This is a genomic window from Hyalangium minutum, assembly GCF_000737315.1.
Lineage (GTDB): Bacteria > Myxococcota > Myxococcia > Myxococcales > Myxococcaceae > Hyalangium > Hyalangium minutum.
The window spans coordinates 820,335-846,992 of sequence record NZ_JMCB01000003.1 but is presented as its reverse complement, the minus strand read 5'-3'; the positions used below and the strand labels follow the sequence as shown (position 1 = coordinate 846,992).

Annotated in this window: 23 protein-coding genes; 12 read left to right on the top strand and 11 right to left on the bottom strand. The window is 68.7% G+C overall.

Going from position 1 to position 26,658, the window contains the following annotated elements; genetic code table 11:
* Positions 1–17: 17 nt before the first annotated feature.
* Complete coding sequence (locus DB31_RS09970; RefSeq protein ID WP_240486612.1) at positions 18–800, bottom strand: WbqC family protein; 783 nt, start codon at positions 798–800, stop codon at positions 18–20.
* 118 nt (positions 801–918) lie between these two features.
* Here DB31_RS09970 and DB31_RS44655 point away from each other — a divergent pair, with 118 nt between their 5' ends.
* Positions 919–3,384, top strand: coding sequence for an ATP-binding protein (locus tag DB31_RS44655; protein ID WP_083968101.1), 2,466 nt, complete (start codon positions 919–921; stop codon positions 3,382–3,384).
* 28 nt (positions 3,385–3,412) lie between these two features.
* On the opposite strand, the gene DB31_RS09960 is transcribed toward DB31_RS44655, so the two are convergent.
* The gene (locus tag DB31_RS09960; RefSeq protein ID WP_075305930.1) at positions 3,413–4,237 is read right to left on the bottom strand and encodes a phytanoyl-CoA dioxygenase family protein; all 825 of its coding nucleotides are present in this window, start codon (positions 4,235–4,237) and stop codon (positions 3,413–3,415) included.
* A gap of 6 nt (positions 4,238–4,243) precedes the next feature.
* A complete protein-coding gene (locus DB31_RS09955) occupies positions 4,244–5,236 on the bottom strand; it encodes an aldo/keto reductase (RefSeq protein WP_044185693.1) in 993 nt (330 codons plus the stop codon).
* Positions 5,237–5,347: 111 nt separating this feature from the next.
* Between DB31_RS09955 and DB31_RS09950 the strand changes: the two genes are divergently transcribed.
* From DB31_RS09950 to DB31_RS09915, 8 genes are all read left to right on the top strand, one after another.
* A complete protein-coding gene (locus DB31_RS09950; protein WP_044185691.1) occupies positions 5,348–6,292 on the top strand; it encodes an alpha/beta fold hydrolase in 945 nt (314 codons plus the stop codon).
* Between the two features lie 57 nt (positions 6,293–6,349).
* Entirely contained in the window at positions 6,350–7,132 is a 783-nt protein-coding gene (locus tag DB31_RS09945; RefSeq protein WP_044185689.1) for an exodeoxyribonuclease III, read from the top strand.
* Between the two features lie 14 nt (positions 7,133–7,146).
* A complete protein-coding gene (locus DB31_RS09940; protein ID WP_044185687.1) occupies positions 7,147–7,926 on the top strand; it encodes a lysophospholipid acyltransferase family protein in 780 nt (259 codons plus the stop codon).
* A gap of 89 nt (positions 7,927–8,015) precedes the next feature.
* Entirely contained in the window at positions 8,016–9,347 is a 1,332-nt protein-coding gene (locus DB31_RS09935; protein ID WP_052419838.1) for a C39 family peptidase, read from the top strand.
* Between the two features lie 27 nt (positions 9,348–9,374).
* Positions 9,375–10,499 (top strand): cysteine peptidase family C39 domain-containing protein, encoded by a 1,125-nt coding sequence (locus DB31_RS09930; protein WP_044185685.1) that lies wholly within the window; start codon positions 9,375–9,377, stop codon positions 10,497–10,499.
* A 32-nt stretch (positions 10,500–10,531) separates the two neighbouring features.
* Positions 10,532–13,330 carry a serine/threonine-protein kinase gene (locus tag DB31_RS09925; protein WP_083968100.1) on the top strand — a complete coding sequence of 933 codons (2,799 nt, stop codon included), beginning with the start codon at positions 10,532–10,534 and terminating at the stop codon, positions 13,328–13,330.
* Between the two features lie 65 nt (positions 13,331–13,395).
* Positions 13,396–13,938 carry a DUF2378 family protein gene (locus DB31_RS09920; protein WP_052419837.1) on the top strand — a complete coding sequence of 181 codons (543 nt, stop codon included), beginning with the start codon at positions 13,396–13,398 and terminating at the stop codon, positions 13,936–13,938.
* 65 nt (positions 13,939–14,003) lie between these two features.
* Positions 14,004–15,071, top strand: a complete 1,068-nt coding sequence (locus DB31_RS09915; protein ID WP_157231903.1) for a hypothetical protein — start codon at positions 14,004–14,006, stop codon at positions 15,069–15,071.
* A gap of 31 nt (positions 15,072–15,102) precedes the next feature.
* Here DB31_RS09915 and DB31_RS09910 read toward each other — a convergent pair whose 3' ends face one another.
* Entirely contained in the window at positions 15,103–15,567 is a 465-nt protein-coding gene (locus tag DB31_RS09910; RefSeq protein WP_044185683.1) for a universal stress protein, read from the bottom strand.
* A 274-nt stretch (positions 15,568–15,841) separates the two neighbouring features.
* Here DB31_RS09910 and DB31_RS09905 point away from each other — a divergent pair, with 274 nt between their 5' ends.
* Complete coding sequence (locus DB31_RS09905; protein WP_044185681.1) at positions 15,842–16,711, top strand: SDR family NAD(P)-dependent oxidoreductase; 870 nt, start codon at positions 15,842–15,844, stop codon at positions 16,709–16,711.
* 431 nt (positions 16,712–17,142) lie between these two features.
* Here DB31_RS09905 and DB31_RS09900 read toward each other — a convergent pair whose 3' ends face one another.
* The gene (locus tag DB31_RS09900; protein ID WP_044185679.1) at positions 17,143–18,630 is read right to left on the bottom strand and encodes an FAD-dependent oxidoreductase; all 1,488 of its coding nucleotides are present in this window, start codon (positions 18,628–18,630) and stop codon (positions 17,143–17,145) included.
* Positions 18,627–19,973 carry a 2Fe-2S iron-sulfur cluster-binding protein gene (locus DB31_RS09895; protein WP_044185677.1) on the bottom strand — a complete coding sequence of 449 codons (1,347 nt, stop codon included), beginning with the start codon at positions 19,971–19,973 and terminating at the stop codon, positions 18,627–18,629. The genes DB31_RS09900 and DB31_RS09895 overlap by 4 nt, the downstream gene beginning before the upstream one ends.
* A 214-nt stretch (positions 19,974–20,187) precedes the next feature.
* Here DB31_RS09895 and DB31_RS09890 point away from each other — a divergent pair, with 214 nt between their 5' ends.
* The gene (locus tag DB31_RS09890; RefSeq protein ID WP_044186195.1) at positions 20,188–20,556 is read left to right on the top strand and encodes a VOC family protein; all 369 of its coding nucleotides are present in this window, start codon (positions 20,188–20,190) and stop codon (positions 20,554–20,556) included.
* Between the two features lie 17 nt (positions 20,557–20,573).
* Here the strand turns inward: DB31_RS09890 and DB31_RS09885 are convergent, their stop codons facing one another.
* The 5 genes from DB31_RS09885 to truD all read right to left on the bottom strand — a co-directional run bounded on the left by DB31_RS09885 (position 20,574) and on the right by truD (position 25,539).
* Positions 20,574–21,146: a hypothetical protein gene (locus DB31_RS09885; RefSeq protein WP_044185676.1), complete on the bottom strand. Its 573-nt coding sequence runs from the start codon at positions 21,144–21,146 to the stop codon at positions 20,574–20,576.
* 143 nt (positions 21,147–21,289) lie between these two features.
* Positions 21,290–22,786: a DUF8173 domain-containing protein gene (locus tag DB31_RS09880; protein ID WP_338034289.1), complete on the bottom strand. Its 1,497-nt coding sequence runs from the start codon at positions 22,784–22,786 to the stop codon at positions 21,290–21,292.
* Between the two features lie 7 nt (positions 22,787–22,793).
* Entirely contained in the window at positions 22,794–23,297 is a 504-nt protein-coding gene (locus tag DB31_RS09875) for an anti-sigma factor (protein ID WP_044185672.1), read from the bottom strand.
* A complete protein-coding gene (locus DB31_RS09870; protein WP_205628495.1) occupies positions 23,294–23,860 on the bottom strand; it encodes an RNA polymerase sigma factor in 567 nt (188 codons plus the stop codon). The genes DB31_RS09875 and DB31_RS09870 overlap by 4 nt, the downstream gene beginning before the upstream one ends.
* A 128-nt stretch (positions 23,861–23,988) precedes the next feature.
* A complete protein-coding gene (gene truD, locus DB31_RS09865) occupies positions 23,989–25,539 on the bottom strand; it encodes a tRNA pseudouridine(13) synthase TruD (protein WP_044185668.1) in 1,551 nt (516 codons plus the stop codon).
* Between the two features lie 64 nt (positions 25,540–25,603).
* Here truD and DB31_RS09860 point away from each other — a divergent pair, with 64 nt between their 5' ends.
* Positions 25,604–26,539 carry a hypothetical protein gene (locus DB31_RS09860; RefSeq protein WP_044185666.1) on the top strand — a complete coding sequence of 312 codons (936 nt, stop codon included), beginning with the start codon at positions 25,604–25,606 and terminating at the stop codon, positions 26,537–26,539.
* Positions 26,540–26,658 lie beyond the last annotated feature (119 nt).

The following is a 26,658-nucleotide window of genomic DNA, read 5'->3' as shown; positions in this document are numbered from 1 at the left end:
ACCGAGCGTCCCCTGTCTCACCCCGCTGGCGGAGCGAAGGGGCCCCAGGGTGAGGGCTTCAGCCACTCGCGAACCTGCTCTGCCGGCACGTTGGACAGCACGTCCACGATGGACAGGCCGTGCACGAAGCGGCCCTCGCGCCCCCGGGGGTACTCCGGATAGCGGAAGCGCTGCCACAGCAGCCGCACCCCCACCTCCCGGAACAGCGCCGGCTTCAGGTACAGCGTCGAGCCCGTCCCCGAGTAGTACGTGTCCGCGCCCAGCTGCACGCAGTACCCCGCCAGCCGCCCCGTCTTGTCCGGATGCGGGCGCTCCAGCGTGGAGGCCAGGACCACCTTGGGAGCCAGCCCCAGCGGCTCGTAGAACACCGCCATGCTGGCGATCAGCGTGCGCAGCAACGAGCCGGGCCCTCGGGCCTGTGCTGCCTCCGCATAGAAGGGTTCCAGCCGGGGGAGCACCTGGCTGCGGAAGTACGGCCGCCCGCCATAGAGTGTGATGAGCGTCTGCAGGTGCTTGCGTGCCCACGGCTGCTCCGTGTCCACCGCCAGCTCCGAGATCAGGCTGTCCCGGTGCGCTCCCTCCAGCGGAATGGTGAGCCACTGGAATCCGGGCTCCGAGGGCTCCGGCGTCGGCACGTGGTGCGGCAGCGCCACCCGCGTCCTCCGCTGCCAGCCCCTCCGCAGCCACTGCACGTTGTCCAGGATCAGCAGCCTGCCTGCTCGCGCCACCTGCTCATAGAAGTCCAGCCACGGCAGGTAATGCGGTTGCTCAGCGACCAGGACGCCAAGGGTACCTGTCACGCCCGGGAGCATATCAACCGACATGACTCAACGTGAAACGTATTGAAGTAGACATTTTCTATGAACAACCAAAATAATCTCAGGTGTTTGTAACAGTTGAGTTTCAAAGCGCCTGAAAATGAGAATGCTCCTCGTCACCTCTGACCCAGACCGGGCGCTCATCGCGCAGATGAGCCGGTGGGGGCACTCCGTTGAGGTCGAAGCAGACCCAACCGAGGCAGGGAAGAGGTTGGCGCGAGAGCCCGTGGACGTGCTGGGCGTGGAGGCGGCGCGGCTGGCCGTGGACGCGCGGTGGCTGGAGCGGCTGCGCGCCAGTGCTCCGCCCGGGTTGTTGCTGCTGGGCCTGGCCTCGTCGCACGAGGAGGAGGCGCTGGCCCCACTGGTGGCTGCGGGCGTGGACGAGTACCTGGTGGCCCCCTACGTGTCCGCCGAGGTGAAGGCCCGGCTGACGCTGCTGGCGCGCCGGTGTTCCGACTCCGCGCAGTTCGTGCGCGAGCGCGGCGGCGGCGAGCTGGCCCGGCTGGCGGACATCATCCAGCTCCAGAGCGACATCATGCAGGCGGGGCTGGAGCCGCAGCGGGTGATGCGGCGCATCTGCGAGCAGGCGCGGGTGCTGTGTGGCGCGGACGGGTCGGCGGTGGGGATCCTCGAGGGCGAGGAGGTGGTGTACCGCGTCGCTGTTGGGTGCGTGGAGCACTTCCAGGGCTTCCGGCTGCCCGTGGAGAAGAGCCTGACGGGCTCGAGCGTGCTGCGCGGCGAGGTGTTGCACTCGGTGGACACCGACCTGGATGAGCGGGTGAACCGGCAGGCCACGCGGCAGATCGGCATCCGATCGATGATCACCGTGCCGCTGCGGCATGGGCTCCGGGTGACGGGAGTGCTCAACATCCTCTCCGCGCAGCCGCGCTCGTTCTCGGAGCGGGAGGCGCGGACCATGGAGCTGCTGGCCGGCCTGCTCGGCGCGGCCATGGCGAATGCCTCCGAGTATGAGGCCAAGCAGGCCCTGGCCGCCGAGCGCGCCGCGGCACTCACGGCGCTGCAGGAGACGCAGGACCTGTTCTCCTCCTTCATGAACAACGGCCCGGCGCTGGCCTATATGAAGGATGCCGAGGGCCGGCGCGTCTGGGCCAACGAGCCCTACCGGCGCTTCTATAAGCTGGAGGGCGTGGAGCTGCGCGACGTCGCGGATCGCGACCTGATGGCGGGCGAGGCTGTGGAGTACGTCCGCCAGTGCGATCAGGAGGTGCTCCAGTCCGGGCAGTGCACGATGACCGAGGCCATCATCCCCGCGCCGGATGGCACCTGCCGCCACTGGCTCATCTACCGCTTCCCCGTGAAGGATGGGGCGGGGCGGTGCTTCCTGGGCGCGGTGGCCCTCGACATCACCGAGCGCAAGCGGGCCGAGGCGGCGCTGCGGCGCTCCGAGGAGAGCTTCCGCGCGCTCATTGAAGGCTCGCCAGAGGCCCTCTTCGTGCACCGGGGCGGGCCGCTCCTCTTCGTGAATCCGTCCGCGATGCGCTTCCTGGGACTGCCCGCCTCCGAGCTGGTGGGCTCGCGGGTGCTCCAGTACGTGCACCCCGAGGATCGGGAGATGGCGGCGGGCCTGCTGGACGTGGCGCCCGATCAGGTGCGCTCGGGGGCGAGCGAGCTGCGCTTCGTGCAGCGCAACGGCCGGGTGATGACGGCCGAGGTGAGCTGCCTGAGTGTGCTGTTCCACGGAGAGCCCTCCACCGTGGTGAGCGCACGCGATCTCACCGATCGCAAGCAGATGCAGGCGCGGCTGGTGCTGTCGGATCGGCTGGTGGCCATGGGCACGCTGGCGGCCGGCGTGGCGCACGAGATCAACAACCCGCTGACCTTCGTCATCGCCAACCTGTCGTACCTGGCCAACGAGCTGCGGACGCTGGCGGGAGAGCTGCCCTTGGGGCGGGTGGTGGAGATGGAGGAGGTGCTGCGCGAGGCGGCCATGGGCGCCAACAAGGTGCGGCAGATCGTGGCCGATCTGAAGACGTTCTCGCGCGCGGACGATGACGTGCCCACGCCCGTCAACCTGCAGAACGTGATCGAGTCCGCCATCACCATCGCCCGGGCGGAGCTGCGCACGCGCGCCCGCCTGGTGCGGGACTTCGTGGAGGTTCCGCCGGTCGAGGGCAGCGAGGGGCGGCTGGGGCAGGTCTTCCTCAACCTGCTGATCAACGCCGCGCAGGCCATTCCAGCCGGGCAGGCAGAGCAGAACGAGATCCGCATCAAGCTGCGCACCGTGCAAGGGCACGTGATCGTCGAGGTGCACGACACAGGGGGAGGCATTCCTCCGGAGATGCGCTCGCGCATCTTCGATCCGTTCTTCACCACCAAGCCGGTGGGGGTGGGCACGGGGCTCGGGCTGTTCGTGTGCCAGGGCATCATCACCCGCTGCGGGGGAGAGATCTCCGTGGAGAGCCAGGCGGGCCAGGGCACGACGTTCCGGATCATCTTCCCCACGGCCCGAGGGTTCCGGTCGGCCCGCCTCACGCCCGTCCCGCTGCCTCACGAGGCGCTCCAAGGAGGCGGTGGCGCGCAGCACTCGACCACCTCCGAGACCTGAGCCTGGCGGGACCCGGCGCCGTGCTCACTCACTCCGTGGGGCCTGTGCTCCCCGGAGCTGTGCTTCCCGCACCGTGCCGGAAGACGGGCGTGAAGACGCGCGGGGCCTTCTTCTTCCGCACGCACCGCGTCTGCGCGCTCATGTAGCAGACCGAGAAGGCGCGGCGCCGTTGCCCGGTGCGGCTGGGGCCTGAGCGGTGCCAGACATGGTTGTGCACGAGGAACACCTCGCCGGCCTTGGCGGGGAGGAGGAGCCGGCGCTCTTCGGCATGGGCCTCGTCCACGCGATCCGGGGGGATGACGCCGCCCAAGGAGGTGACGAGCCCGCCTCGATGGCTGCCGGGCACCACCTCCAGACAGCCGCCTTGCTCGGGCGCGTCGTCGAGCGCCGTCCAGAGCTGCAACTCGGGCTCCTGGGTGATGCCCCAGAGCTTGCCCCCATCCTGGTGCCACGGGAGGTTGCTGCCGCCCGCCTGTCCCTTGTGGAAGAGGATGGCGCGGTAGATGACGATGTCGCCGGGGATGACGGCACGGGCGATGCGCTCGAAGAGCGGGTTCTCCAGCCACGCGCGGAAGCGCGGATCCAGCTCCAGCTTCTCCAGCTTGCGGTAGTCCAGCGACGGGCCCTGCCAGCCCAGCCCCAGCGGCGCGTCCTCGTAGCGGCCGGTGGGCGCGTCCAGTTGGAAGAAGAGCCCTGGGTACGTGACGCGGCCGAGCATCAGATCGTCCGTGCGCTCGCGCAGGGCGGCCAGGCCCTCCTCGTCCAGGAGCACGCCCAGCCGGGCATAGCCGTGCTCGGCGTAGTGGGCGAGCGCCGAGTCCACATCCACACTGTCAGGGGCTACGCGCAGCACGATCCGCTACCTCGCATATCGGGCGTCCGTGCCCAGGAACGCCTGGTGAAGCGCGTCGATTCGCGAGAGCGCCTCGGGGGACAGGGGGTGGCTCCAGGCCTCGAGCGCTGCGTCCAGGTGCTCCACCGAGCCAGGGCCCACGAGCACCGAGTCCACCCCGGGCCGACCCGCCAGCCACGCATAGGCCAGCGTCACCAGATCCATGCCCTCGTCCTCGGCAATGGCGCGCAGGGCATCTACCTGCTCCAGCAACCGGCCGGAGCCGTAGCGCCCCTGGTACATCTTGTTGGAGCTCAGTCGTGAGTCCGAGGGCAGGGGAACCCCTGGCGCATAGCGGCCCGTGAGCACTCCTCCCGCGAGCGGGTTGTACACGGTGGTGTGGAGCGGATGGCGGCGGGTGAAGGGGAGGTACTCCAGCTCGATCTGCCGCACGAGCACGTTGTAGATCACCTGGGAGACGGCCGGGCGTGGCAGGCCTCGCGCGTCACAGAGCAGGTTCAGCTCCAGGATCTGCCACGCGGCGAAGTTGGACACGCCCCACTGGCGCGCCTTCCCCGAGCGCAGCACGCGGCCCACGCCTTCCAGTGTGTCCTCGAAGGGCGTCGCGGGATCCGGCTGGTGCAGGTAGAAGAGATCCACGAAGCCGGTGCCCAGGCGCTCCAGGCTCTCCTCCAGGGCTTGCTCCACGCGTGCCGCGGACAGGCCCTCGGGCCGTCCCTGCACTCGCGCGAGCCCCACCTTGGTCGCCAGCCCCACCTGATCGCGGCGGCCTCGCAGCGCCTGGCCCAGGATGCGCTCCGATTCGCCGTTGCCGTACACGTTGGCCGTGTCGAAGAAACGCACGCCCCGCTCCAGCGCCCGGTCGACGATGCGGCGGGCCTCGGCGGCAGGGGTGCGCTTGCCGAAGTTCATCGTCCCCAGAGAGAGCACGGGCCGCAGCGCCTGGCCTTCGGGCCGGGGCGTGAGCCAGGGAGCAAGCGATGGGGGAGAAGTGCTCATGAGCACACTCTCGGTGCCCGAGGCCCCGCCGTCCAGCGGTCTGCGGGTGCACGGTGGGCGGGCAGGGGAGCTTGCAGGTCCAAGCGAGGCTCCCCATGTATTCCTTGGCTTATGCCCTACCGCCGCGTCACTCGCTTCGTCACCGCACCGGATGGCACCCGGGTCGCTTACCACACGCACAGTGGAGAGCTGCCCGAGGAGCGCGTCGAGGAGGAGATGGCCAGCCGGCCCCCGGTGCTGCTGAGCAACGGGATTGGCACCTCGGAGAACTTCTGGCGCCACATCGTGGCCAACTTGGAGCAGGACCACCGGGTGGTGCACTGGAACTACCGGGGCCATGGGCACAGCGACGAGGCGCGGAACGGGGACTACTCCGTCCAGGCCCAGGTGGACGATCTGGAGCGCGTCACCGAGGAGATGATGCGCCTGGGCAACGGGCGGCCTCCGCACCACATTGCCTTCTCGATGGGCGTGCGCATCGTCCTGGAGCTCTACCGCCGGAGGCCGGAGCTGGTGCCCGCCATGACGCTCATCGCGGGCGCGGCGGGGGCTACGGGCTCGTGGAGGCGGGGGCGCGTGGCGCGGCTCGGGTTTGCCCTGATGAAGCAGACCGTGGACGCCGCCGCGCCGGTCATCCCCGTGATCTCCCCGATGGTGAGGGCCTTCCTGGCCAGCCCGCTCGCCTATCCTGCGGGCCGGCTGACGGGGACGCTGCGAGCGCGTGCCCCGAGGGACGATCTCACCGAGTTCTTCTTCTCCCTGCGCCGCATGAGCCCCGAGGCCTACTGGAAGACGCTCCAGGGGCTCATGGAGGGGGACGCGTGGGACGTGCTGCCCTCCGTCCGGGTGCCCACGCAGCTCATCGTAGCGGCCAACGATCTGATCGTCCCGCTCAGCGACATGGAGCAGATGCGGCGGGCGCTGCCCCACGCGCAGTGGCTGCTGGTGACGGATGCGGGCCACGCCGGGCTGGTGGAGGCGGGGAGCGAGATCGCCGACGCCGTCCGGGTCTTCCTCGTAGAGCAGGGGCTCGAGCCCGCCTCCATGGCTCCCTGAGACCCGGCCTGGGATTTCGACTGGATTTTCCGAGCGCCCCTACGCCATAAGTAGGGTGTGCGAGTCGTCTCCTGGAACGTGAATGGACTGAGGTCGGTCCACAAGAAGGGGTTCGAGCGCTGGCTCACCGGGGCTCGGGCCAACGTGGTAGGGGTGCAGGAGGTGCGTGCCCGCCCGGAGCAGCTTCCCGAGGAGCTGCGCTCCCACAAGCGCTGGCGCACCCACTTCGTGGCCGCCGAGCGCCCCGGCTACAGCGGCGTGGGCCTCTTCGCCCGCGACGAGCCGGATGACGTGGAGACGACGCTCGGGCTCAAGGAGGTGGACGCGGAGGGACGCCTGCAGGTGGCGCGCTTCGGGCGGCTGACGATCGTCAACGGCTACTTCCCCAACGGCAACGGGAAGAACCGGGACAACAGCCGCATCCCCTTCAAGCTGGACTTCTACCAGCGGCTCTTCGAGCGGCTGGAGAAGGCGCGCCGGGACGGGGAGCGCATCCTCGTCCTGGGCGACTTCAACACCGCCCACCAGGACATCGATCTGGCTCGGCCCAAGGACAACCGCGAGACGAGCGGCTTCCGCCCCGAGGAGCGCGAGGAGTTCGACCGATGGATCCGCGCCGGCTGGGTGGACACCTTCCGGCACTTCCACAAGGGCGGCGGGCACTACTCCTGGTGGACGCAGCGGCTGGACGCGCGGGCGCGCAACATCGGCTGGCGGCTGGACTACGTGCTGGCCTCGCACGGGGCCATGCCCTTCGTGAAGCGCGCGGCCATCCACCCGGAGGTGTTCGGGTCGGACCATTGTCCGGTGAGCGTGGACCTGGATCCGAAGATCCGGTAACTGGCTCTCCGCGCATGAACGCTCTTCTTTCGATCTGGACGTGGTTTGAGATCGGCCTGATGTCCCTGGTGGGCTTCTTCATCCAGTTGGCCCTCGCGGTCGTCACCTGGCCCTTCGACCGCCGCAAGGTCATCACCGGGCGGTGCTTCCGGCTGGTCGCCGTGGTGTCCTCGAAGCTCACCCCGTACTGGGACTTCGCGGTGCACGGCCCGGTGCCCGAGCGCATGCGCAAGCCCAACCGCACCGTGGTGGTCAGCAACCACGAGTCCAACGCCGACCCCTTCCTCATCTCCTTCCTGCCCTGGGAGATGAAGTGGCTGGGCAAGGCCAGCCTCTTCAAGATCCCCGCGGTGGGCTGGAGCATGTGGCTGGCTGGGGACATCCCCGTCACCCGAGGCGATCAGGGGTCCGCCAAGGGCGCCATGGCGCAGTGCGCCAAGTGGCTGGCCAAGGGCATGCCGGTGATGATCTTCCCGGAGGGCACCCGCTCGAAGACGGAGGAACTGCTGCCCTTCAAGGACGGGGCGTTCCGGCTGGCCATCGAGACAGGGTCGGACGTGCTACCCATCGCGGTGAGCGGCACGCGGAAGGCCCTTCCCAAGCATTCCTGGCGGTTTGCGCGCTCTCGGGCCCTGGTGACGGTGGGTACCCCCATTTCCACCCAGGGTATGACGCTGGCGGACGTGGAGCGCCTCAAGGGCCTGGCCCGCGAGCAGATCCTGGCACTGAGGGCCTCCCTGGTGCCCCTGTCGAGCGCGGGCCAGGGGGAGAAAGAGGGCGCCCGCGCGGCCTGAGGTCGAGAAAACGCAGGGGGTAGGAAACTTTTCCGCACATTCTCCGAAAAAAGAGATGAGGCAGCAGATCGGCCGAAGGTTCCGAACTTATGTCCATCTCCCTTCGTACCCAGTCCACGCAGCCTCGGACCCCGTCGACGGGTCTGAGCGCTGCGGCGTCCTCCCAGGGTTGGCAGCCCATCCCCCACATCAACCAACTGCATCCTCGGGGCGCCGACCAGAACTATGTGAACGGGGCGTACAACTGCGCGCCTGCCGTGGTGGCCATGCTGGCCCGCGGCCATGGAAAGCTGGGGGATCTCAACGACGCGCAGCTCATCCAGGCCCTCGGGCAGGACATCGTCACCGAGAAGGGGACCGACCCCCAGGGCGTGGCGCAAATGCTGGAGCGCGCCGACGTCCCGCTGGCGGGGGATGCGCTGGGCGCCAACTACAGCGATGCCGACGTGAAGCAGCACCTGAGCCAGGGACACATGCTCATTGCCCAGGTGCGCACCACGGATCGCGATGCCAAGGACAAGGGCAATGCCCACTACGTCCTCATTCAGGGGATGACTCCGCGCGGCAACTACATCGTCAATGATCCGCTCGCCAACCGGACCTATGTCGCCTCGCCGGAGCAGCTGAAGAAGGCCGTCACCAAGGCCCCTCCCGATGGCGGCATGCTGATCCCCGTCTCCAGCCCGGCCGAGGCCAAGGCCGCCCTCAAGGCGCCCTCCGAGCCTGCGGCGGAAGTCACGGCCCCTGCGGCTCGGCCGCTCGTGGAGCCTGCTGTCCGCAAGCCCACCCAGACCGCGCTGCCCGCGGTGGCGCCCCGGCGGACGACAACCCAGCAGGAGCTCGCGGCCGACGCCTTTGGTCCCGGCCGAAGGCCCTCGCTGACGGAGATCCCGGCCACCCTGGCTCCCCGCGTGCCCACGCTGGCGGAGATGCCGGCCGTCCAGCTCCCGAAGACGCTGGCCCCGACGACGCTGTCCCCGGCGACGCTGGGCGCCATCTCCGCTTCCCGGACGCCCACGGCCCCTCCGGTTCCCGCGGACGAGCCCAGCGAGCAGGCCTTCACGGCCTCGGATGACGTGCTCAAGGGCGTGGACACCGAGTTCAAGAAGCCCACGCAGCGCAGCCAGGACAAGCGCCTGGAGTCCAACGAGCGCCGCAACCACTACAACCTGGACGTCAGCTACTCGCACGGCCGCCGGAGCTCGGGCAGGCGCCAGTCGTCCACCGAGAACCGGAGCGTCAACGAGGCCGCCCAGGACCTGCTCAAGCGCAAGGCTCAGGGCGACGCCAGCGTCTACGACGAGCTGGCCGTGCTCGAGAACAGCACCTCCAAAAGGGATCAGCAGATCCTGGCGGTGGTGCAGCAGTCGGATCTGAAGGATCCCGGCATTGGCAAGAAGATGTCCGGGGATGCTTTCTAACTCCTTGAAGCACGAAGGTCTTGAATCATGAGCATCCGTCTCCCTTCATTCTCCGAGCTGTCCAGGCTCACCTCCACCCAGCCCAGGACCAACCTGGGCGGCTGGCAGAACATCCCGCACATCAACCAGCTGCGCCCCAACGGCGCGGGCAAGGACTACGCCAACGGCGCCTACAACTGTGGCCCGGCCGTGGTCGCCATGCTCGCCCGGGGCCACGGCAACATGAGCGGGATCAGCGACGCCAAGCTCATCCAGCAGCTGGGCAAGGGCCTCGTTACCAAGGACGGCGTGGACGCGGACGGCATCGCCAAGATGCTCAAGCGCGCGGACGTGCCGCCTGCGGGCGAGGCGCTCGGGGCCGACTACGACGATAGCGAGCTGAACGCGCACCTGGACCAGGGCCACAAGGTCATCGCTCAGGTCCGCGCGTCCGATGCCAAGGGCGTGGATCCGGACAACGCGCACTACGTCCTCATTCAGGGCAAGACGAAGGACGGCAACTACAACGTCTCGGATCCGCTGGCGAAGAAGTCCTACGTCGTCACCCCGGACCAGCTGCGCGAGGCCGTTCTCAAGGCGCCGCCGGATGGCGGCATGCTCATCCCCGTGGCCAGCCCGGCCGAGGCCCAGCGGACCTCGCCCACTGCGTCCACCACCACAGCCCCCGCTCCCGCGGCGGCCCAGCGCGCGGAGGCTCCGGCGGCCCCGGTGGATGTGTTCGAGGGCGCCGAGGCTCGAGCCCTGAAGCCCACCATCACCAAGGCGCCCAACCCGGATGCCTTCTCGGTGACCCAGGACGTCTTCGAGGGCGTGGACACGAGCTTCAAGGAGCCCGAGACCGACGAGCGCAACGAGGTGATGGAGGCGAACGAGCAGCGCAACCAGTTCGAGATCAACCTGCGCTACGGCAAGAGCACGGACGCGCAGGCGGAGCCGTCCGTGGCGCCCGTGGTGGCCGAGGATCGTGACGTGAACGAGGCGGCCGCCGAGCTGCGCGAGCGCAAGGCCAGCGGGGACAAGGGCGCGTACGAGACGCTCGCCCAGCTGGAGAAGAGCACCTCCGACAAGGACAAGGCCGTCCTGGATCAGGTGAAGACGGCGGACAAGAAGGACCCGGGCATCGGCAAGAAGTCCACTGGGGATGCCTTCTAGGGCCCAGCGGCCTGCCCTAGGATGCCCGAGCCATGGAGGACTCGAAGACCGAACCCCGCGTTCCGCCGAAGAGCATCGATACCGATCTGCCCACCCGTGAGGCGCGTGGCCACGCCTCCCGGTCCCGGCCTTCTCCATCCCCGTCCATTCCCTCCCAGCCCACGGATGGGGGCCCGCAGGAGTCGTTCGAGCTCGAGCGTGGCACCAGCATCGAGCGCTACGTGCTGCTCAAGCCCCTGGGGCAGGGCGGCATGGGCGTGGTGTACTCGGCCTATGATCCGGACCTGGATCGCAAGGTCGCGCTGAAGCTGCTGCGGCCGGACAAGCAGACGCCGGATGGGAACAGCTCGCGCGCGTGGATGCTGCGCGAGGCCCAGGCCATGGCCCGCATCTCCCACCCCAACGTCATCTCCGTCTATGACGTGGGCACCTACGGCAACCAGGTGTTCGTGGCCATGGAGTTCATCCAGGGCCGCACGCTGAGCACGTGGATCCGCAAGGAGCAGCACACGGTGCCGGAGATCCTCCGCGTCTTCGTGGAGGCCGGCCAGGGGCTCGTGGCCGCTCACAAGGCCGGGCTGGTGCACCGGGACTTCAAGCCCTCCAACGTGCTCATCGGCGAGAACCACCGCGTGTGCGTGCTGGACTTCGGTCTGGCCCGGCTCGCCCAGGTGGCCGAGGCCGAGGAGCAGGCCCTGAGCGGGGACCTGGAGGGCATCGACGATCGGAGTGAGCCCATCGCCCTGGCGCTGCCCGAGAGCAGCCTCATCATGGGCACGCCACAGTACATGCCGCCCGAGCAGTACCTGGGCACCGAGGTGGATGCGCGCGCGGACCAGTTCGCGTTCTGTGCCTCGCTGTACTGGGCGCTGTTCCGCAAGCGTCCCTTCGAGCCCCGGCAGGTGGCCAAGACGGCGGCGGAGAGCTCGCGGGGCACGGAGCGCGGCACAGCCGAGGGCATTCGCAAGCTGCCGCACACCACGGCGGCGCGCGAGCCTCCCGCGGACGCGAAGGTCCCCGTGTGGGTGCGCCGTGCGGTGATGCGCGGGCTGGCGCTGAACCCGGAGGATCGGTTCCCCTCCATGGAGGCGCTGCTCGAGGCGCTCTCGCAGCAGCAGCGGCGGGGGCAGCGGCGCGGGGCGATCGCTGCGGTGGGCGCGCTGGCGCTGGCGGCGGCAGGCGTGGGCGGGTACGCGTATCAGCAGAGCCGGGTGTGCGCGGGCTCGGACGCGCTGGTGGCCTCCGTGTGGGGGCCCGAGGCGCACCAGAAGCTTCAGGCGGCCTTCACGGCGACGGGCAAGCCCTTCGCGGCGGAGGCGGCGGCCAAGGTGGTGAACCTGCTGGATGGGTATGCGCGCTCTTGGGCGGGCATGCACACCGAGGCCTGCGAGGCCACCCGCGTGCGCGGCGAGCAGACGGAGGAACTGCTCTCCATGCGCATGGTGTGCCTGGATCGGCGCCGCAAGGATCTCGGAGCGTTGGCGAGCCTGCTGACCGAGGCGGATGGCAAGGTGGTGGAGAAGGCGGTGGACGCGGCCTCGGCGCTGCCCTCGCTGCAGCCGTGCCAGGACATCGCGACGCTGGCGGAGCAGCCGCCCCTGCCGGCGGATCCGGCGAAGAAGACGGCCGTCGAGCAGCTCGGCGGACGGGTGGCCGAGGTGAAGGCGCTCCACGATGCGGGCCGGTACAAGGCGGGCGTGGAGCTGGCGAAGAAGCTCGAGCCCGAGGTGGTGGCCACCACGTACCCGCCGCTGCAGGCGGAGCTGGGCTACCACCTGGGCTGGCTGCTGCAGCAGAGCGGGCAGTCGGAGGACGGCATCCACCAACTGGAGCAGGCCTTCGACACCGCCGAGGCGAGCCGGTCAGATCGGATCCGGCTGGAGGTGCTGACCAAGCTCATCTTCACGCTCGTGAACAACGGCCATCCGCAGGAGGCCGAGCGGTGGGGCCAGGTGGCGGTGGCGATCCTCAAGCGCGTGGGCGGCGAGCCGGCGCTGGCGATCGATCTGATGGGGAACCTGGGCTACGTGGCGCTGCAGCGGGGCCGCTACCAAGAGTCGCGGGACTACTTCGAGAAGGCTCGGGCCCTGGTGGACGCCAACCTGGGACCGGATGATCCGAAGCGCGCGAAGGTGTCGCATGGCCTGGGGCTGGCGGCGCTGCGCATGGCGGAGTACCCGCAGGCCATCCAGCTGTTCACCCAGTCGCTGCAGCAGACCGAGGCGGCAAAGGGCAAGCAGCACCCGGAGGTGGCGACTCGCCACACCATGCTCGCCACGGCGTACCGCGAGAGCGGCGATCTGGAGAAGGCCCAGGAGCACGTGCAGCAAGCGCTCGAGGTGCGCAAGGCGACGCAGGGCCCCGAGCACCCAGCGGTGGCGGACACCCTGGACGAGCTGGGCATGGGCCTGATCGCGCTCAAGCGCTACGACGAGGCCGTGAAGACCTTCAACGAGGCCCTGGCGATCAAGCGCAAGGCGCTCGGCGAGGACCACCCGGATCTGCAGTACTCCTACGATGGGGTGGGGCAGGCGCTGCTGGCCGCGGGCAGGGCTCAGGACTCCCTGGAGCCGCTGCGCAAGGCGCTGGCCTACAAGGACGCTGAACCCGAGGGGCTGGCAGAGACGGGGTTCGGCCTGGCCAAGGCTCTCTGGGAAGTCGGCCAGCAGAACGAAGCGCGCCAGGAAGCCGAGCGGGTCCGCGAGGAGTACAAGAAGCTGGAGAAGCCGGATGAGGTGGCGGAGATCACCACGTGGCTCGGCGTGCACGAGGTGGAGGCTCCCAAGCCGGCTCCCGTGGTGAAGCGCCCGGCGAAGCGCAAGGGCCGCTGAATCAGGAGCGAGCGCTTCACTCCGGGCGCATCCCTCCCGGGAGGGATACGTGATACGGAGCCGCCGTGCCTGAGAAGCTCATCTTCGATCACACCATGGAGAGCTTGCTCCGAACCCTGGAGCGCCCCATTCCTCCCGAGCAGATCAAGGGGCTGGACGCGTTGGGCATCGACCTGAGCAAGCCGCTTCAGCCTGCCTACCCGCTGGAGGTCTTCTCCTCGCTGATTGGCTTCATTGGCCGCCAGCGGTTTCCTCGCCTGTCCGAGCAGGAGGCGGACTTCGAGGTGGGGCGCGCCTTCATCGAGGCCTACACCACGCAGACGGTGATGGGGAAAGCGCTCAAGGGGCTGCTCCGGGTCATCGGCCCGCACCGCGCCATCGAGCGCATGAGCCGTACCTTCCGGAGCGCCAACAACTACACCGAGACGCGGCTGGAGAAGCTCGGGCCGACGAGCTACGAGCTGTGGTTCAACTTCGCCCTGCGGCCGAGCTACTTCAGGGGCATGGTGCACGGGACACTCGGGCTCTGTGGCTTGAAGCAGATCGAAGTGAAGGTCCTGGAGGCCCCACATCCGGAGGCCCGGGTCCACGTCTCCTGGCAGCCTTGAGAGAGACTGGAGGACGAGGGCACCGGGTTTGCAAAACATCATGTTTCACCTGCCCGAGGGCTCGCGTGGACACCTCCTCTCACCGGCGTGACTTGGCCATCTGGGCGTATGCCTTCGGATACTTTGCCTGCTACGCCCCCTACAGCGCGTTGACGAAGGCGCTCTCCAGCGGCTGGCTGCAGGGCATGACGCGCGGCATCTCGGGCTTCGAGCTGTTGCCCGCCACCACGCTCGCCTCCCTGGTGGGCATGTTCGTGTTCCTCACCGTGAAGGGCTGGTGGCGCTACGCCCACCGCCGGACGGTGTTCGGGCTCAGCGTGCCGAGCCCTGGGCGATGGACATTCCTGTCCGGGCTGTGCTCGGGTGCCATCATCGGCACGACGACGCTGGCGTACACCTTTGATGGGACCTCCATCGTCTTCATGATGCTGCTGATGCGCGGCGGCGTACTGGTGATCGCCCCCATCGTGGACGCCGTGAGCCAGCGGCGGGTGCAGTGGCCCTCGTGGGTGGCGCTCGGGCTGAGCCTGGGGGCGGTGGCCGTGGCCACGGGGCCGGGCGCGGACTGGCGGCTGTCCCTGGCGGCGGGGCTCGATCTGGCGGTGTACCTGCTGGCCTATTTCTTCCGGCTGCGCGCTATGAGCCGCCAGGCCAAGTCGGACGATCCGGCCGTGAGCATCCGCTACTTCGTGGAGGAGCAGATGGTGGCCACGCCCGCCATCGTCTTCACGCTGGCGGTGCTGGCGCTCGTGGGCGAGGGCTCGGTGATGACGGACATCCGCCAGGGCTTCACCGACTTCTTCGTCCGAGGGCGGATGCTGGAAGAGGTGAGCATCGGCCTGCTCTCGCAAGGGACCGGCATCTTCGGCGGCCTCATCCTGCTGGATCATCGGGAGAACGCCTTCACCGTGCCGGTGAACCGCGCCTCGAGCATCCTCGCCGGAGTGCTGGCCACCGCGGTGCTGTCGGTGTGGCTGGGGGAGCGGGGCGTGGATGCGCGGGAGCTGATGGGCGCGCTGCTGGTGATGATCGCCATGGGCGTGCTCAGCATCCCCACGCTGACGCAGGCGCGGCGGGCTCGCGCGGCGGCGGGCTCGCCCACTCCCCCGGTGTCCGGGCAGGGGCAGGGGTAGGGGGAGGGCCACCCCGCCCGGGTGCCAGGGACTACTTGTCCGCCTCGTAGAGGTGGACGGTGAGCACGGGGCAGTGGGCCCGAGCGACGATCTTCTGCGCCACGCTGCCCAGCAGCAGGCGCGGCAGCCCGCGGCGGCCATGGGTGCCCATGATGATGAGGTCGTGCTTGCCCTCTTCGGCGAGCCGCAGGACGGTCGAGGCGGCCTCGCCCACGACGACCCGGTGCTTGATGGGAGTGGCCGTGCCGGACGCCTTGGACACCAGGTTGTTCAGCTCCTTGGTGGCGGCATCGACGGCGACCTGCTCGAGCGATTGCGAGTTCCACCCGGGCGCGGCCACGAGCAGATCCGGTGCCACGTATTGGGGAGGCTCCCAGGCGTGGATCACTTCGATGGTCGCGTTGAAGGGCTTGGCGAGCTGGATGGCGTAGTCGATGAGCGCCTGGGAACCATCGGACAGGTCCACCGGGACGAGGATGCGAGACGGCGCGGGCATAAGGCGTTCCTCCTGTACGGAGCTGCTCTTGAGCACCCTCAATGTGTGGATGCCACCCCGATCCTTGGAAGAAGCGTGCCACCGCCATCCGGGGGAGCGGAGGTGTCCACGCGCAAACTTTTCGGGGCCTTCTCGAGGAGGTGCAGATCCTGCGTGCGCCTGCTCCCCTCGCTGCTCCTGGGGAGGGGGCGCCGCGCTGCGGCGGCTGTGGCGGGGGCCTTACCTTTCCGGTCGAGTCCCTTGGCCCCACTCACCCATCCCCCTGGAGGAGTTCATGCGTCCGCCCCTCGACTCCGGCACCGTGCTCATCACCGGGGCCAGCTCCGGAGTGGGACGAGAGATCGCCCGCCAGCTTGCTCACCGGGCTCGGACCCTGGTGCTCGTGTCCCACGCCTTGGAGCCTCTGAAGGCGCTTCAGGAGGAGCTGCACGCGAGCAATCCCACGCTCGGAATCATGCTGCTCCCGTGCGACATCTCCCGGCCCGGAGAGGTGGGGGACATGCTCTCGGAGCTGTCTCGGCACTTCATCACCGTGGATGTGCTCGTGAGCGCGGCCAGCGCGTCCGAGCAGGGCCTCTTCGTGGAGCAACGCTGGGGCAGCGTCGAGCGGATGCTGACCGTCAACGTGGTGGCACCCATGCTCCTCATTCGCAGGTTGCTCGGGCCCATGTTGGCGCGAGGGCAAGGTGGACTGCTCTGCATCGGCGCGGGCGCGAGCCAGCTCTTCCTCCCTGGCTCTGCGGCCTACGTCGGCACTCGCCGCTGCCTGGATGGGTTCCTGGAGTCCCTGCGCCTGGAGGTGGAGGGCTCGGGAGTGGTCGTCACGCAGGTGTCCCCTGGGCCCGTGCTGGATGCGGCGCTCCAGGCCGAGGGAGCGCACGCCGAAGCGTCGCCCCTCTTTCACGTGTCCGTGGAACGCTGCGCGCGCGCGGCCCTGGAAGGCTTCGAGCGCAGTGAGCCGCTCGTGTACCCGGGCTGGGGCCACCGCTGGGTGATGACGCTGCTGCCCCGCCTTCCGCGCTCGGTGCGGCGGGCGCTGGGTCGGTGGGTGGGGCGAGGACTCCAGGAGCCCTCGGGAGCGGACATGCCTGCTCTGCTCGGGAACGCGCGCCCGGCGCTGGAGAGCAATCCGTCGCTGGCGTAGGGCAAAAAAACAGCGGCAGCCCGAGGAGGCTGCCGCCTGAAGCAAAGACAGGGTGGGGGGATTCACCCGGTCCAGGGCACTGCTCGCTCCAAACGAAGGAGCGGATTCGGGACAGAGTGGGGGGATTCACCCAGTCCTCGAGGTCAGTCTGGAGATTCCACCCAGGCTGAACGTATCTGAGCCCTGTGTAGAGCACGTCCCGTGCCAAGACTGTAAAGGCCTGGAATCCCTCGAAACGGGTGAACCCTGCGAGGAGCGGCTGGAGCAAGCCAACACCCTGACATGGGGGGTCAAAATGTAAAGAGCCTGAACAGTCCGGGCTGCTTTCCCTGAGAGTTCCTGCTTTTACCCATAAGCGCGCCGATGTTGCCATTTCGGACGGGCGAGGGGGCGCCCCTGTCCTGGTTCAGAACAGGGGAACCCTGTAGTGCCTAGCCGATGATCATGTCCTCGCGCTCGAGCCGGCCGCTGGAGAAGCGGTGCAGGTTGAAGCGGTGGAAGAGGTCATCGTGCTCGCCGGTGGCCATCCAGGCAGCCATCCGCTCGGCGACCGCGGGGGCCATCATGAAGCCGTGGCCGACGAAGCCGGACATCTGCAGCAGGTTGTCCAGGCCCGGGGTGCGGCCCAGGACAGGGTTGTTGTCCGGTGTCACGTCGTAGCAGCCGGCCCACTGGCGCAGCACCTTCACGTGGCCCACCTGGGGCAGCTGCTCCATGAGGGCCTGGGAGAAGCGGGCCACGAAGCGCAGGGTGGAGCCCATGTTGAGCCCGGCGGGCTCCTTCGGGTCGCCCATGCCGCCGACAATCTCGCCGCGCATGGACTGGCTGAAGTACAGGCCCGAGTCCAGCACGGACACCAGCGGCCCCAGGAAGGGCTTGAGGGGCTCGGTGCTGAGGATCTCGTGGCGGTGGGGCTCGTTGGGGAGCTTCACGTCGGCGAGCTGGGCGATCTCGGGGCTCCAGGCGCCTGCGGCCAGCACCACGGTGTCGCAGGCGATGTCGCCGCGATCCGTCCTCACCTTGCGCACCTGGCCGCCGGAGGTCTCGAAGCCGGTGACGTGGGTGAAGGTCTCGACCTTGATGCCCTTCTTGAGGCAGTGCTGGGCGTAGCCCCAGAGGAAGGGCCACGGGAAGATGACGCCGTCCTCGGGATTGAACGAGGCGGTGACCACGCCCTTCATCGTCAATCCGGGGACGATGTCGCGGGCGGCGTCGGCGGTGATGATGCGGGTGGGGACGCCGTGCTTGTTGTGGAGCGCGGTGTTCCTCTCCAGGCGCTTGGCCACGCTCTCGGTCTTGGCGAGGAACAGGTAGCCGCCCTGGCGCAGCCACACGTTGATGCCGAGATCGCGGGCGAACTGCTTCATGAGATCGATGGAGCGCTTGGCCAGCTCGATGTTGGCGGAGGTGCCCCACTGCATGCGCACGCCGCCGCCGTTGCGGCCCGAGGCGCCCGCGCACAGGTAGCCGCGCTCCAGTACGACGACGTCCGTCTCTCCGCGCAGGCTGAGGTTGTAGGCCAGCGCCAGCCCCATGACTCCGCCGCCGATGATGACGATCTTGGCCTTCGAGGGCAGCGGCGACTGAGGACGCAGCGCGGCCGGGAAGGTGGCGAGCTCCTGGGGCACGCCGCCCACGGGGGGCTGGGACTCGTCCACGGGCATGCTGGCGAAGAGGGACATCTCGGTGGGGTAGAGCGGGGGCCGAGGCGTGAAGGCCTGGATGCCCTGGGGCTTGAGCGGGCCCTCCTTGGCGAGCATCGCCGCCACGGCCGCCTGGCAGCTCTTGCCCTGGCAGATGCCGGTGCCGAAGCCCGTGAAGCGCTTGACGGACTCGACGTCGCAGAAGCCCCTGGAGATCGCGTGCCGGATGTCGCCGACGGTGACGTCCTCACAGGGGCAGATCAGCGCCTTGCTCATGACAGACCTCCCAGGAGCGCCTCGGCGGCGCGGGCACCCGCGGCCATGGCCTCCTTTGCTGTTCCACCACCGGTGATGTCTCCCGCGACGAACAGATCCGGAGCCGCGGTGCTCCCGTTCGCCTGGGCCTCCACCACGAAGAGGCCTCGGTCCGCGTCGAAGCTCACGGCCGCGCCGCCCTGCCGGGCCAGCTCGAAGCTGGGGCTGGTGGGAATCGAGACGAGCACCGCGTCGCAGTCCACCTTCTTCCGCTTGCCGGTGTCGCGCATGAAGCTGAAGGCTCCGATCCGCTTGAGGCCATGGGCCTTGGGCTCGCTGCCCACGGAGGCGGTGGGGTGCGCGTCGGGGGGCAAGGGGCCTCGCAGGTCCGCCACCGCGACCACCTTCGTGCCGTTCGCCTCCATCAGATGGGCCAGGGCATGAAGCTCGGGGCCCCAGCCGACCAGCGCCGCAGCCTCGGGAGCGACGCCGTGCTCACGCAGGAGCAGGCTGGCAGCGCGGCCCGCGTAGACGCCGGGCAGATCATTGTTCTCGAAGGGCAGGAGCCCTGGATGGCCACCGGGCGCGAGCAGGAACCGGTCCGCGCGGATCTGCAGGAGACGCAGGCCCTCGGGCTCCATCGCGATGGCGGCCAGGAAGCGCCCTCCCTCATCATTGTAGAGGCCGATGGCGTGGGCGCGGGTGAGGACGCTGCCCTTTGGGAAGGAGGCCACGTTCGGAACGGTGGGATCGTCCTTCAGCGGCGCGCCCCGGGTCAGCCGGCCGCCCACGCGCTCCTCGCGCTCGAGGAGGACAAAAGAGATACCCCGCTCGGCCAGCACCTTCGCGGCGCCGAGCCCCGCGGCACCTCCTCCGACGATGGCAACGCGCGCGCGGAGGGAGCGGGCGGGGAGGCGCGGAGGAGCCTCCTGGGCGGGCAGGAGCCCGAGCCCGGCGAGCTGCCGGGTGACCTTGGCCATGACCTGCTCGGCGACGGGGACGCCGGCGAACATCTCGTGGTGGTCGAGGCCCCGAGGGAAGAACCAGTCGATGGTGCCGAAGAGGTCCACCTTGGCGGAGGGGAAGGCGTTCTGGCGCTCGAGCTTCATGCCGGCGCGGGCGGGGGTGCGGCAGGTGTAGACGTTGGGCAGGCCGTCCACGCGCATGAGGCATTGAGAGCAGGCGGCGGCGAAGCAGTAGGCGCTACGGGGCCGGTGGTACTTGATGGAGCGGGCGAGGACGTCCTCACCGGCGGCGAGGAGGGAGCACGCCACGGGCTCGCCCTCGACGGCGGGGAGGGCTTCGCCCTCGAGGTCCACGGTGATGGCGCGGCCGCGGGGAGAGGCATCAGGGATGCGTCGCATGGGTTCGCAGAACTTCGCCTACCGGCCGGGGGCAGTCAAAGGACACGGGGAGGAGTTGTCACCGGCGGACAGCAGCCCGGGTGATGGCACGCCCTACGGCAGCTTCGAGGAGGGCTGGCGCGGCGCGTCAGGCGCTCGCTCGAAGCGCGCAGCTGACAGTATTTCGAGCCCGTGACAGCGTCTCGGACTCTCGCAACAAGCCTTGGAGGCGGACGTGGCGATCGTTTTGGATCATACGGTCTTGCCGGCACGAGACCATGAGGGCTCGGCGCGCTTCTTCGCCGAGGTGATGGGCCTGAGGTACGAGGGGCCCGACCGGCACTTCGCCCCGGTGCGGGTGAACAGCGCACTCACGCTCGACTTCATCCGCTCGGAGCAGCCCATTGAGGGCCACCACCTGGCCTTCCGAGTCGACGATGCGGAGTTCGCGGGCATTCTCCGCCGCCTCCAGGCGAAGAGCATCCCCTACGGGGACGATCCGCGAACGCCGGACAATCTGAAGACGAGCCACCCGCTTGCGGCTCAGGGCCTCTACTTTGTGGACCCCAACGGCCACCTCTTCGAGGTGATGACGAACCCCTGACGCAGCCGTTTCCTGGGTCAGAGAGTTGAGTCCTCGGCAGCAGAGGCGGAGGTGACAGTGCCAGCATCCACACTGGGTGCCGGTGGGTTCGGTGGCGTGGGAGGAGGAGGCCCCACGTCCGAAGGCGCGGGTGGATGAGCGTCAGGAGGTAGCGATGTCTCTTCACCTGCTGAAGCCGGGCTCTCGGCGATGACCTCGCCTTGCGGAGTGACCGCGTACTCGTACCACCCATCGAGCACGCGGACGCGAGGTCCTCCGCATCGGTCAAAGCGCTGATCCACCAGCACATAGAACAGCCCAGCAGTGGGGCCACGATAGACGGCGACATCCAGTCCCTGCTCAGGGCTGGAGCAGCCCTCGAAGAGCCGTGGAAATGGGTTGGTCCGCACCATTTCGCGTACGGCTGCCGCAGCGGCGAGCGCCGCGCCGGCCTCCATGAAAGGCACGACGTTCTTGTCGGAGTAATCGTTCGGCCACTGGACTGGCTCCTTCCAGGCTCTGGCTCGGGGGATACAACTCCCGACCATTGTCGTGAGCACCAGGAGCGTGAATGCCTTGGCCATCACGGTGTTTCCGGGTTGCTGGCGCATGGCAGGCTCCTCCTCTTGCAGCAGGCGTAGAGGTTTGTCGCACTGAGGCAAGCGCTGCGAGCGGCCCAAGCGCCGAAAACACGAAGGGGGCGGTCCGGTGTGCGGACCCGCCCCCCTTGGGACTATGGCTCAGAGCGTGTTTCTCAGACCCCGAGGGTGTCGCGGGACGACAGCGGCTCTGGGAAGCCACGGAGCCGATTGCCGAACCGGGTGAGGAGCGCGGCCCCGAAGCCCATCAGCGCCGTCGGAATCGCCACCAGCCAGCCGAGCACGGGCAGCGAAGTCAGGGTCAGGAGGATGAGCAGTCCCAGCGCCAGCACCACCGCCTGCGTCTTCCGGCCCCTCATCACCGGCACCTTCAAGCCAATCTCACTCGCCACCGCGGTGAACCCGAGGATGGCCGCCAGCGCCGCCACCAGCACCAGGGCCGCCGCCACCGGGATGCCGATGATGGTGATCGTCAGCACCAGGGTGATGGGCACCAGCGCCACGGCGCCCAGGAAGCCCACCAGCGCGCTCTTCATGGGCTGGGCCTTGAGCTCCGTCGACAGCTCCTTCATGCGCGTGGGGAAGAAGAGCTGCCCCAGGAAGCCGAGCCCGAAGAGCGCGGCGAACTTGATGAAGAACCACGGCAGACCGCCTCCGTTGCGATCCTCCTCTTCCTCCTGCTCGTCGTCGGAGTCCGCATGCTTGTCCTTCTTGCGGAACTCCTTCTTGAGCGTGTCCTTCACCTGGCCCGCGACGACCTTGCCCACGTTGCCGCCGCCGAAGGACTCGATGGCGCCCTCCACGTGCGCGTCATCATTGCGGACCACAGTCCCGCCGATAGCCGAAACGTTGCCCATCACCGCCGAGCCCGGGTGCAACACGACGTTGCCGTTGAAGGCGCTCGCATCGCCTTCGATGGTGCCGTAGACGTCCAGATTGCCGCTGAAGGCCACCGCGGTCTCTTCGACGTGCCCCTTCACCACGAGGTTGCCGCCGTAGACCACGGCGTTGTGCACGCTGTCGTTCTCCTTCACCTCCAGCGAGTGGCCTCGGGCCACCACGTCCCGCTCGCCCTTGTTCCGGCGCTGCGTCTTGCGAACCTCCCGCCGAACCCGATCCCGGATCTCGCTGGTGTCCATCTCTTCCTCTGCATCCTCCGACACCGAAGGCGGCGCGGGCGGCGCGGGCGGCGCGAGCGGCGCCACGGCCACAGGAGGCATGGGCGGCACGGGCGGCACATCCATCGGCCCAGGCCCCGGGCTTGGGGCAGGCGTGGCGGCAGCCGTACCCGCGCTGGCCGCCTCCTTCTCCGCTGCCGTCATGGGGCGCAGCGTGAAGATGGAGCCATCCTGATCCAGGCGCAGCGAGTACGTCCGAGCGATGGTGCGCAGCGCCTGCTCAGCGGTGACGCCCTTGAGGTGCACCTCCACCGCGGTATCCAGCTCGCCGGTGGCCACGACATTGATGCCGCCATCCTCGGCGATGCGCTTGATCGCGTCCCGGAGCGGGCCACGGAAGGCCACGGTGATGGTCTTCACATCCTCGGCGGCCGGGTCCTGGGTGGGGGCAGGGGTGGGAGTCTCAGCCGCGAGTGCCACGGTGGCGCCGAGCAGCAAGGTGGGCAGGAGCAGTCGGGCGGTGATCTTCATCATGGTGCACTCACGCCTGCGAAGGGTTCGGGCCATCGCCTACGAGCCGCTTGAGGCCCGACAGGGAGACGATCAGCAAGAGAACGAGGATGCCGGCCACCGGAGCGGCCGCGGTGTTCCAGATCGCGTTCGCGCCGCTAGAGAGCCCCTGCAGCAGCACCCGGCCATCCGTGAACAGCGCCGCCAGCGCCGAGCCCAGCCGGGACAGCGCCCGATCATTGGTGATCAGCAATCCCAGCCCCACCAGGAGCGACGCCGCGAGGATGGGAATGCCCGCCCACAGCTCGCGTCGCAGAGGCGTGGGCTCGGTGGCCACCCGCGCCATGACGTTGGCCACCAGGGTGGGAGGCGGGAGCGGATCGGCCAGCCGGTAGAGATCCTTCTCCAGCTGGCGGTGCTCCTCGAGGACGGCGCTGCACAGCGGGCAGGTGGCGGCGTGATCCAGCGCGGGGCCCTTGCCGGCCTCCAGCTCGGTGAACAGCACCTCAAGATCCGGGCACGGGTTCGGAGTCATGTGGGCTCCTCCGTTGTCATCTTCTTGCGGAGCTTCTCCCGGGCCCGGAACAGGCGCGCCATGATGGTGCCAGGCGCGCAGCCGAGAATCTGGGCGATCTCCTTCGTGGTCCGCTTCTGTACGTAATAGAGCGCCAGCACTTCCCGGTCATCGGCGGACAGGGTGGCCATGGCCTCCTCGAGCGACTGGCGCTCCTGGCGCGCGATCGCGCCTTCTTCCAGGGAGGCCTCATTGCTGGGGAGCACCTCTTTCATGGGCTCCAGTTCCTCGGTGCGCACCTTGGTGCGACGCCGCAGCAGGTCTAGGCACAGGTTGCGGGTGATGGCCATTACCCACAGATCGAACGGCCGGCCCTCATCATAGCGGTGCAGGTTCTGGTAGGCGCGCAGGAAGGCCTCCTGGGCGACCTCGGCCGCCTCCGCCTCGCTGTTGAGCAGCCGGAGCGCCAGACCGTAGACCGGGCGCTGGACGCTGCGCACCAAGGCCTCGAAGGCGTTCGGGTCACCCCGGCGGGCGGCCTGCACGTCCGCCTTCCAAGGAAGCGATGGGGCCTCCTCAGCCATCAGTGACCCGATGGCCTGGACGAGATCCCCAAGGGGGTTGAGTGTGAGTGCGTTCACGCCCTGGTCTACGCAGCATGGGTCCCCCCATTGCGCCCAGGGGTGAGCCTATTTTCGCCCACCCGGGTTTCCTACTTTTTCTTCTGTGATTTCGAAGGCTTGGCCGCCATGTCCTTGCGGGCCTGGGCCTTGGCCTCCTTCTTGGCGCGCTGTTGCTCCCGGAAGCCCGGAGGCGGTGGGCGGGGCTCGGCGGGCGTCTGGGCGGGGGCTGGCTCGCGAGTCTGCGGGGACGCCTCGGCAGTCCTGGAGCGCCCACCCGCGCCGCGCTCGGGGGCTCCTTGAGACCGCTTGGCAGGACCCCCGAACTCCAGGGCCCCGTACTTCCGGGGCGCGGGAGCGCTCCGCTCCGAATCGCCGCGAGGACGCCGGCCAGGGGCCTGAGAGGACTCGCGCTCGAGCGTCTCCGTGAGCCGGGGGCGCTGGCTGGCGCGGATCTCGTCGGCGGTGTCCTCGCGCCAGGAGAAGTGGAACAGCCGCTTCACCACGAGCGTGGCGTAGGCGCCGGGGGGCAGGGTGAAGGCGACGTTCACCTTGATGGAGCCCCGGTTGAGCTCGTCCGGCATGGGCCGCCCGAGCACCAGCTTGTGCGGGAAGCTCAGCACGGGGCGCTCCTCGTGCCGGAAGTAGAGCAGCCGCGACTTCTGGATGGCCAGGTCCTTGAGCGTGATCTTCTCGCGCCCGAGCGCCCAGTTCGCGGCCTCCTCCACCTTGGGATCCTTGAAGGTGGAGTCCGGCGCGAGCAGCGGGAAGGTGGCCTCGCGCAGGATGCGCAGCACCTCGGGGCTGGCCTCGCGGTGGAACAGCAGCGTGCCGGCCTGGTAGCGCAGGGGGAAGAGGTGCTCACGCGGCAGCAGCAGCTGCAGGTAGCGCCGCACGCCCTCGTTCCACAGGTAGCTCTGGAAGGTGAACAGCAGCATCGCCCGGTAGTCCGCGTCGATCTGCAGGAAGGCGCGCAGATAGTCGTCCGGGTGGTCGCGCAGGCTGCGCAGGATGCGGTGGTACTTCTTGGAGCCCTCGAAGGGCACGCGCGCGTCCCAGCGGCCCCAGTTCTCCCGCCAGAACTGCTTCACCTTGGCGTCCTCGGACCGGTCCAGCTCCGAGGGCTTGGCGAAGTAATTCTTCAGCGCGGCCTCGAAGTCGCCGCGGATGAGATCCTTGGCGATGAAGCCCTGGCCGTGCTTGAGCGAGCCGAAGCGCTGGCTGTCGAAGTAGTTCACCACGCCCAGGCGGTTCACCTCGGCGGCGGCCACGTTGAGCGGGCCCAGGGTGGACTCCTCCAGCGAGCGCACGGTGACGGCGAAGCGGTTGGAGGTGATGTTGGCGGCAGACAGGGGCTTGTCCGTGCGCCCCAGGTACTTCAGGCGAAGGTTGGGCTCCTGCACGTCCACGTCCGCCGCTTCCACGGCGATCAGCTGCTCGGTGCGGCCCTGCTTGTCCTTGAGGCCGCAGAAGCTGATGGAGCCCGGCTTCAGGCCGAACGCGTCGCGGATGCGGTCCACCGCATCGAAGGTGGACAGCTTCTGCTTGTCCATGAGGTAGACGCGGTAGCGCCCACTGGGGACTTCATCGAAACGGTAGGACTCCTTGACGGAGAAGTCCTCGGGCTTTTGCTTGATTCGCACGCGGCTCCCTTAGCAGTTGAAGCCCCCTGACAACAGAGCCTGGAAGCACATAACGTTCGAGCCCATGCGATACCTTCCTCCGCTGCTCGCGTTGGCTCTGGTGACGGGCTGTGCCTCCAACCTCTCCACCCTGCAGACGGCGAAGCCGCTGACGCGGGGGCAGTTCCAAGTCTCCCTGGGAGCAGGCGCCTTCGTCCCCGCCGGGCAGATCGTCGACGTGGTGGACATCGCCATCCAGGAGGGCAAACGCCTCAAGAAGCAGGTCGAGAACGGCGAGAAGGTCAACCTCACGCAGGAGCAGCAGCAGCAGATTCTCTCGGCGGGCCTCGCCCTGGCCGTGGCTCCCCCGGGCGTGGTCCATGAGTTCGCGCTTCGCGCGGGCCTGGCGGACGACTGGGATGTGGGCCTGCGTTACAGCGGCATCTCCTGGCGCCTGGATACCAAGGTGCGCTTCGTCCACGCCGGAGACGGGCCCGAGGTGCCCGAGAATCAGCGCCGTTCCTTCGACGTGGCGCTCGGGCTGGCGGGCTCCCGCCACCTCTTCAAGAGCCCGGTGCTGGACGTGCTGGAGATCGTCCAGATCGACGACTTCTCCCGCTGGGACGTGGAGATCCCGCTCTATGTCAGCACGGACTTCGGCGACATCCTCCGGCTCTACGCCGCTCCCAAGTACGTCCTCAGCCGCACCAAGCTGGACGAGAAGCTCATCAACTTCGCCGACCAGGGGAAGGACGTGACGGGGTTCGACGTGGGCCTGCCGGCCCGGGTGAAGAGCGAGTTCGTCGGCTCCACCTTCGGCGTCTCGCTGGGCTACAAGTACGTCCACGTCTTCGCCGAGATCACGGGCGGTTATAACTTCTGCAAGCCCGAGGTGTTCGGACAGAGAAGGAACCTGGGGGGCGTCACCCTCTACCCGTCGGTGGGCATCGCCTTCCGGAATCCGGCGCCCCAGCGGCCGGTGGAGCAGGCCCCGCAAGCCCCGCAACCTCAGGCGCTTTAGGCCGATAACCCTAGGAGATTTCTCGAATACCTGTTGAGTCTGCCCGGTTGCTCGGGCATGTGGGGGGGCGGAGAGGGGCCGGTCCAGCAGCCGTTCCCCCGGGGCGAGTGCGTCTGATA

What these genes read in the sequence shown, in the direction of transcription:
- DB31_RS44655 (WP_083968101.1), top strand. Translation starts at nt 919, where the DNA reads ATGAGAATGCTCCTCGTCACCTCTGACCCAGACCGGGCGCTCATCGCG.
- DB31_RS09955 (WP_044185693.1), bottom strand. Translation starts at nt 5,236, where the DNA reads ATGAGCACTTCTCCCCCATCGCTTGCTCCCTGGCTCACGCCCCGGCCC.
- DB31_RS09950 (WP_044185691.1), top strand. Translation starts at nt 5,348, where the DNA reads ATGCCCTACCGCCGCGTCACTCGCTTCGTCACCGCACCGGATGGCACC.
- DB31_RS09940 (WP_044185687.1), top strand. Translation starts at nt 7,147, where the DNA reads ATGAACGCTCTTCTTTCGATCTGGACGTGGTTTGAGATCGGCCTGATG.
- DB31_RS09935 (WP_052419838.1), top strand. Translation starts at nt 8,016, where the DNA reads ATGTCCATCTCCCTTCGTACCCAGTCCACGCAGCCTCGGACCCCGTCG.
- DB31_RS09930 (WP_044185685.1), top strand. Translation starts at nt 9,375, where the DNA reads ATGAGCATCCGTCTCCCTTCATTCTCCGAGCTGTCCAGGCTCACCTCC.
- DB31_RS09925 (WP_083968100.1), top strand. Translation starts at nt 10,532, where the DNA reads ATGGAGGACTCGAAGACCGAACCCCGCGTTCCGCCGAAGAGCATCGAT.
- DB31_RS09910 (WP_044185683.1), bottom strand. Translation starts at nt 15,567, where the DNA reads ATGCCCGCGCCGTCTCGCATCCTCGTCCCGGTGGACCTGTCCGATGGT.
- DB31_RS09905 (WP_044185681.1), top strand. Translation starts at nt 15,842, where the DNA reads ATGCGTCCGCCCCTCGACTCCGGCACCGTGCTCATCACCGGGGCCAGC.
- DB31_RS09900 (WP_044185679.1), bottom strand. Translation starts at nt 18,630, where the DNA reads ATGAGCAAGGCGCTGATCTGCCCCTGTGAGGACGTCACCGTCGGCGAC.
- DB31_RS09895 (WP_044185677.1), bottom strand. Translation starts at nt 19,973, where the DNA reads ATGCGACGCATCCCTGATGCCTCTCCCCGCGGCCGCGCCATCACCGTG.
- DB31_RS09885 (WP_044185676.1), bottom strand. Translation starts at nt 21,146, where the DNA reads ATGCGCCAGCAACCCGGAAACACCGTGATGGCCAAGGCATTCACGCTC.
- DB31_RS09880 (WP_338034289.1), bottom strand. Translation starts at nt 22,786, where the DNA reads ATGATGAAGATCACCGCCCGACTGCTCCTGCCCACCTTGCTGCTCGGC.
- DB31_RS09875 (WP_044185672.1), bottom strand. Translation starts at nt 23,297, where the DNA reads ATGACTCCGAACCCGTGCCCGGATCTTGAGGTGCTGTTCACCGAGCTG.
- DB31_RS09870 (WP_205628495.1), bottom strand. Translation starts at nt 23,860, where the DNA reads ATGGCTGAGGAGGCCCCATCGCTTCCTTGGAAGGCGGACGTGCAGGCC.
- DB31_RS09860 (WP_044185666.1), top strand. Translation starts at nt 25,604, where the DNA reads ATGCGATACCTTCCTCCGCTGCTCGCGTTGGCTCTGGTGACGGGCTGT.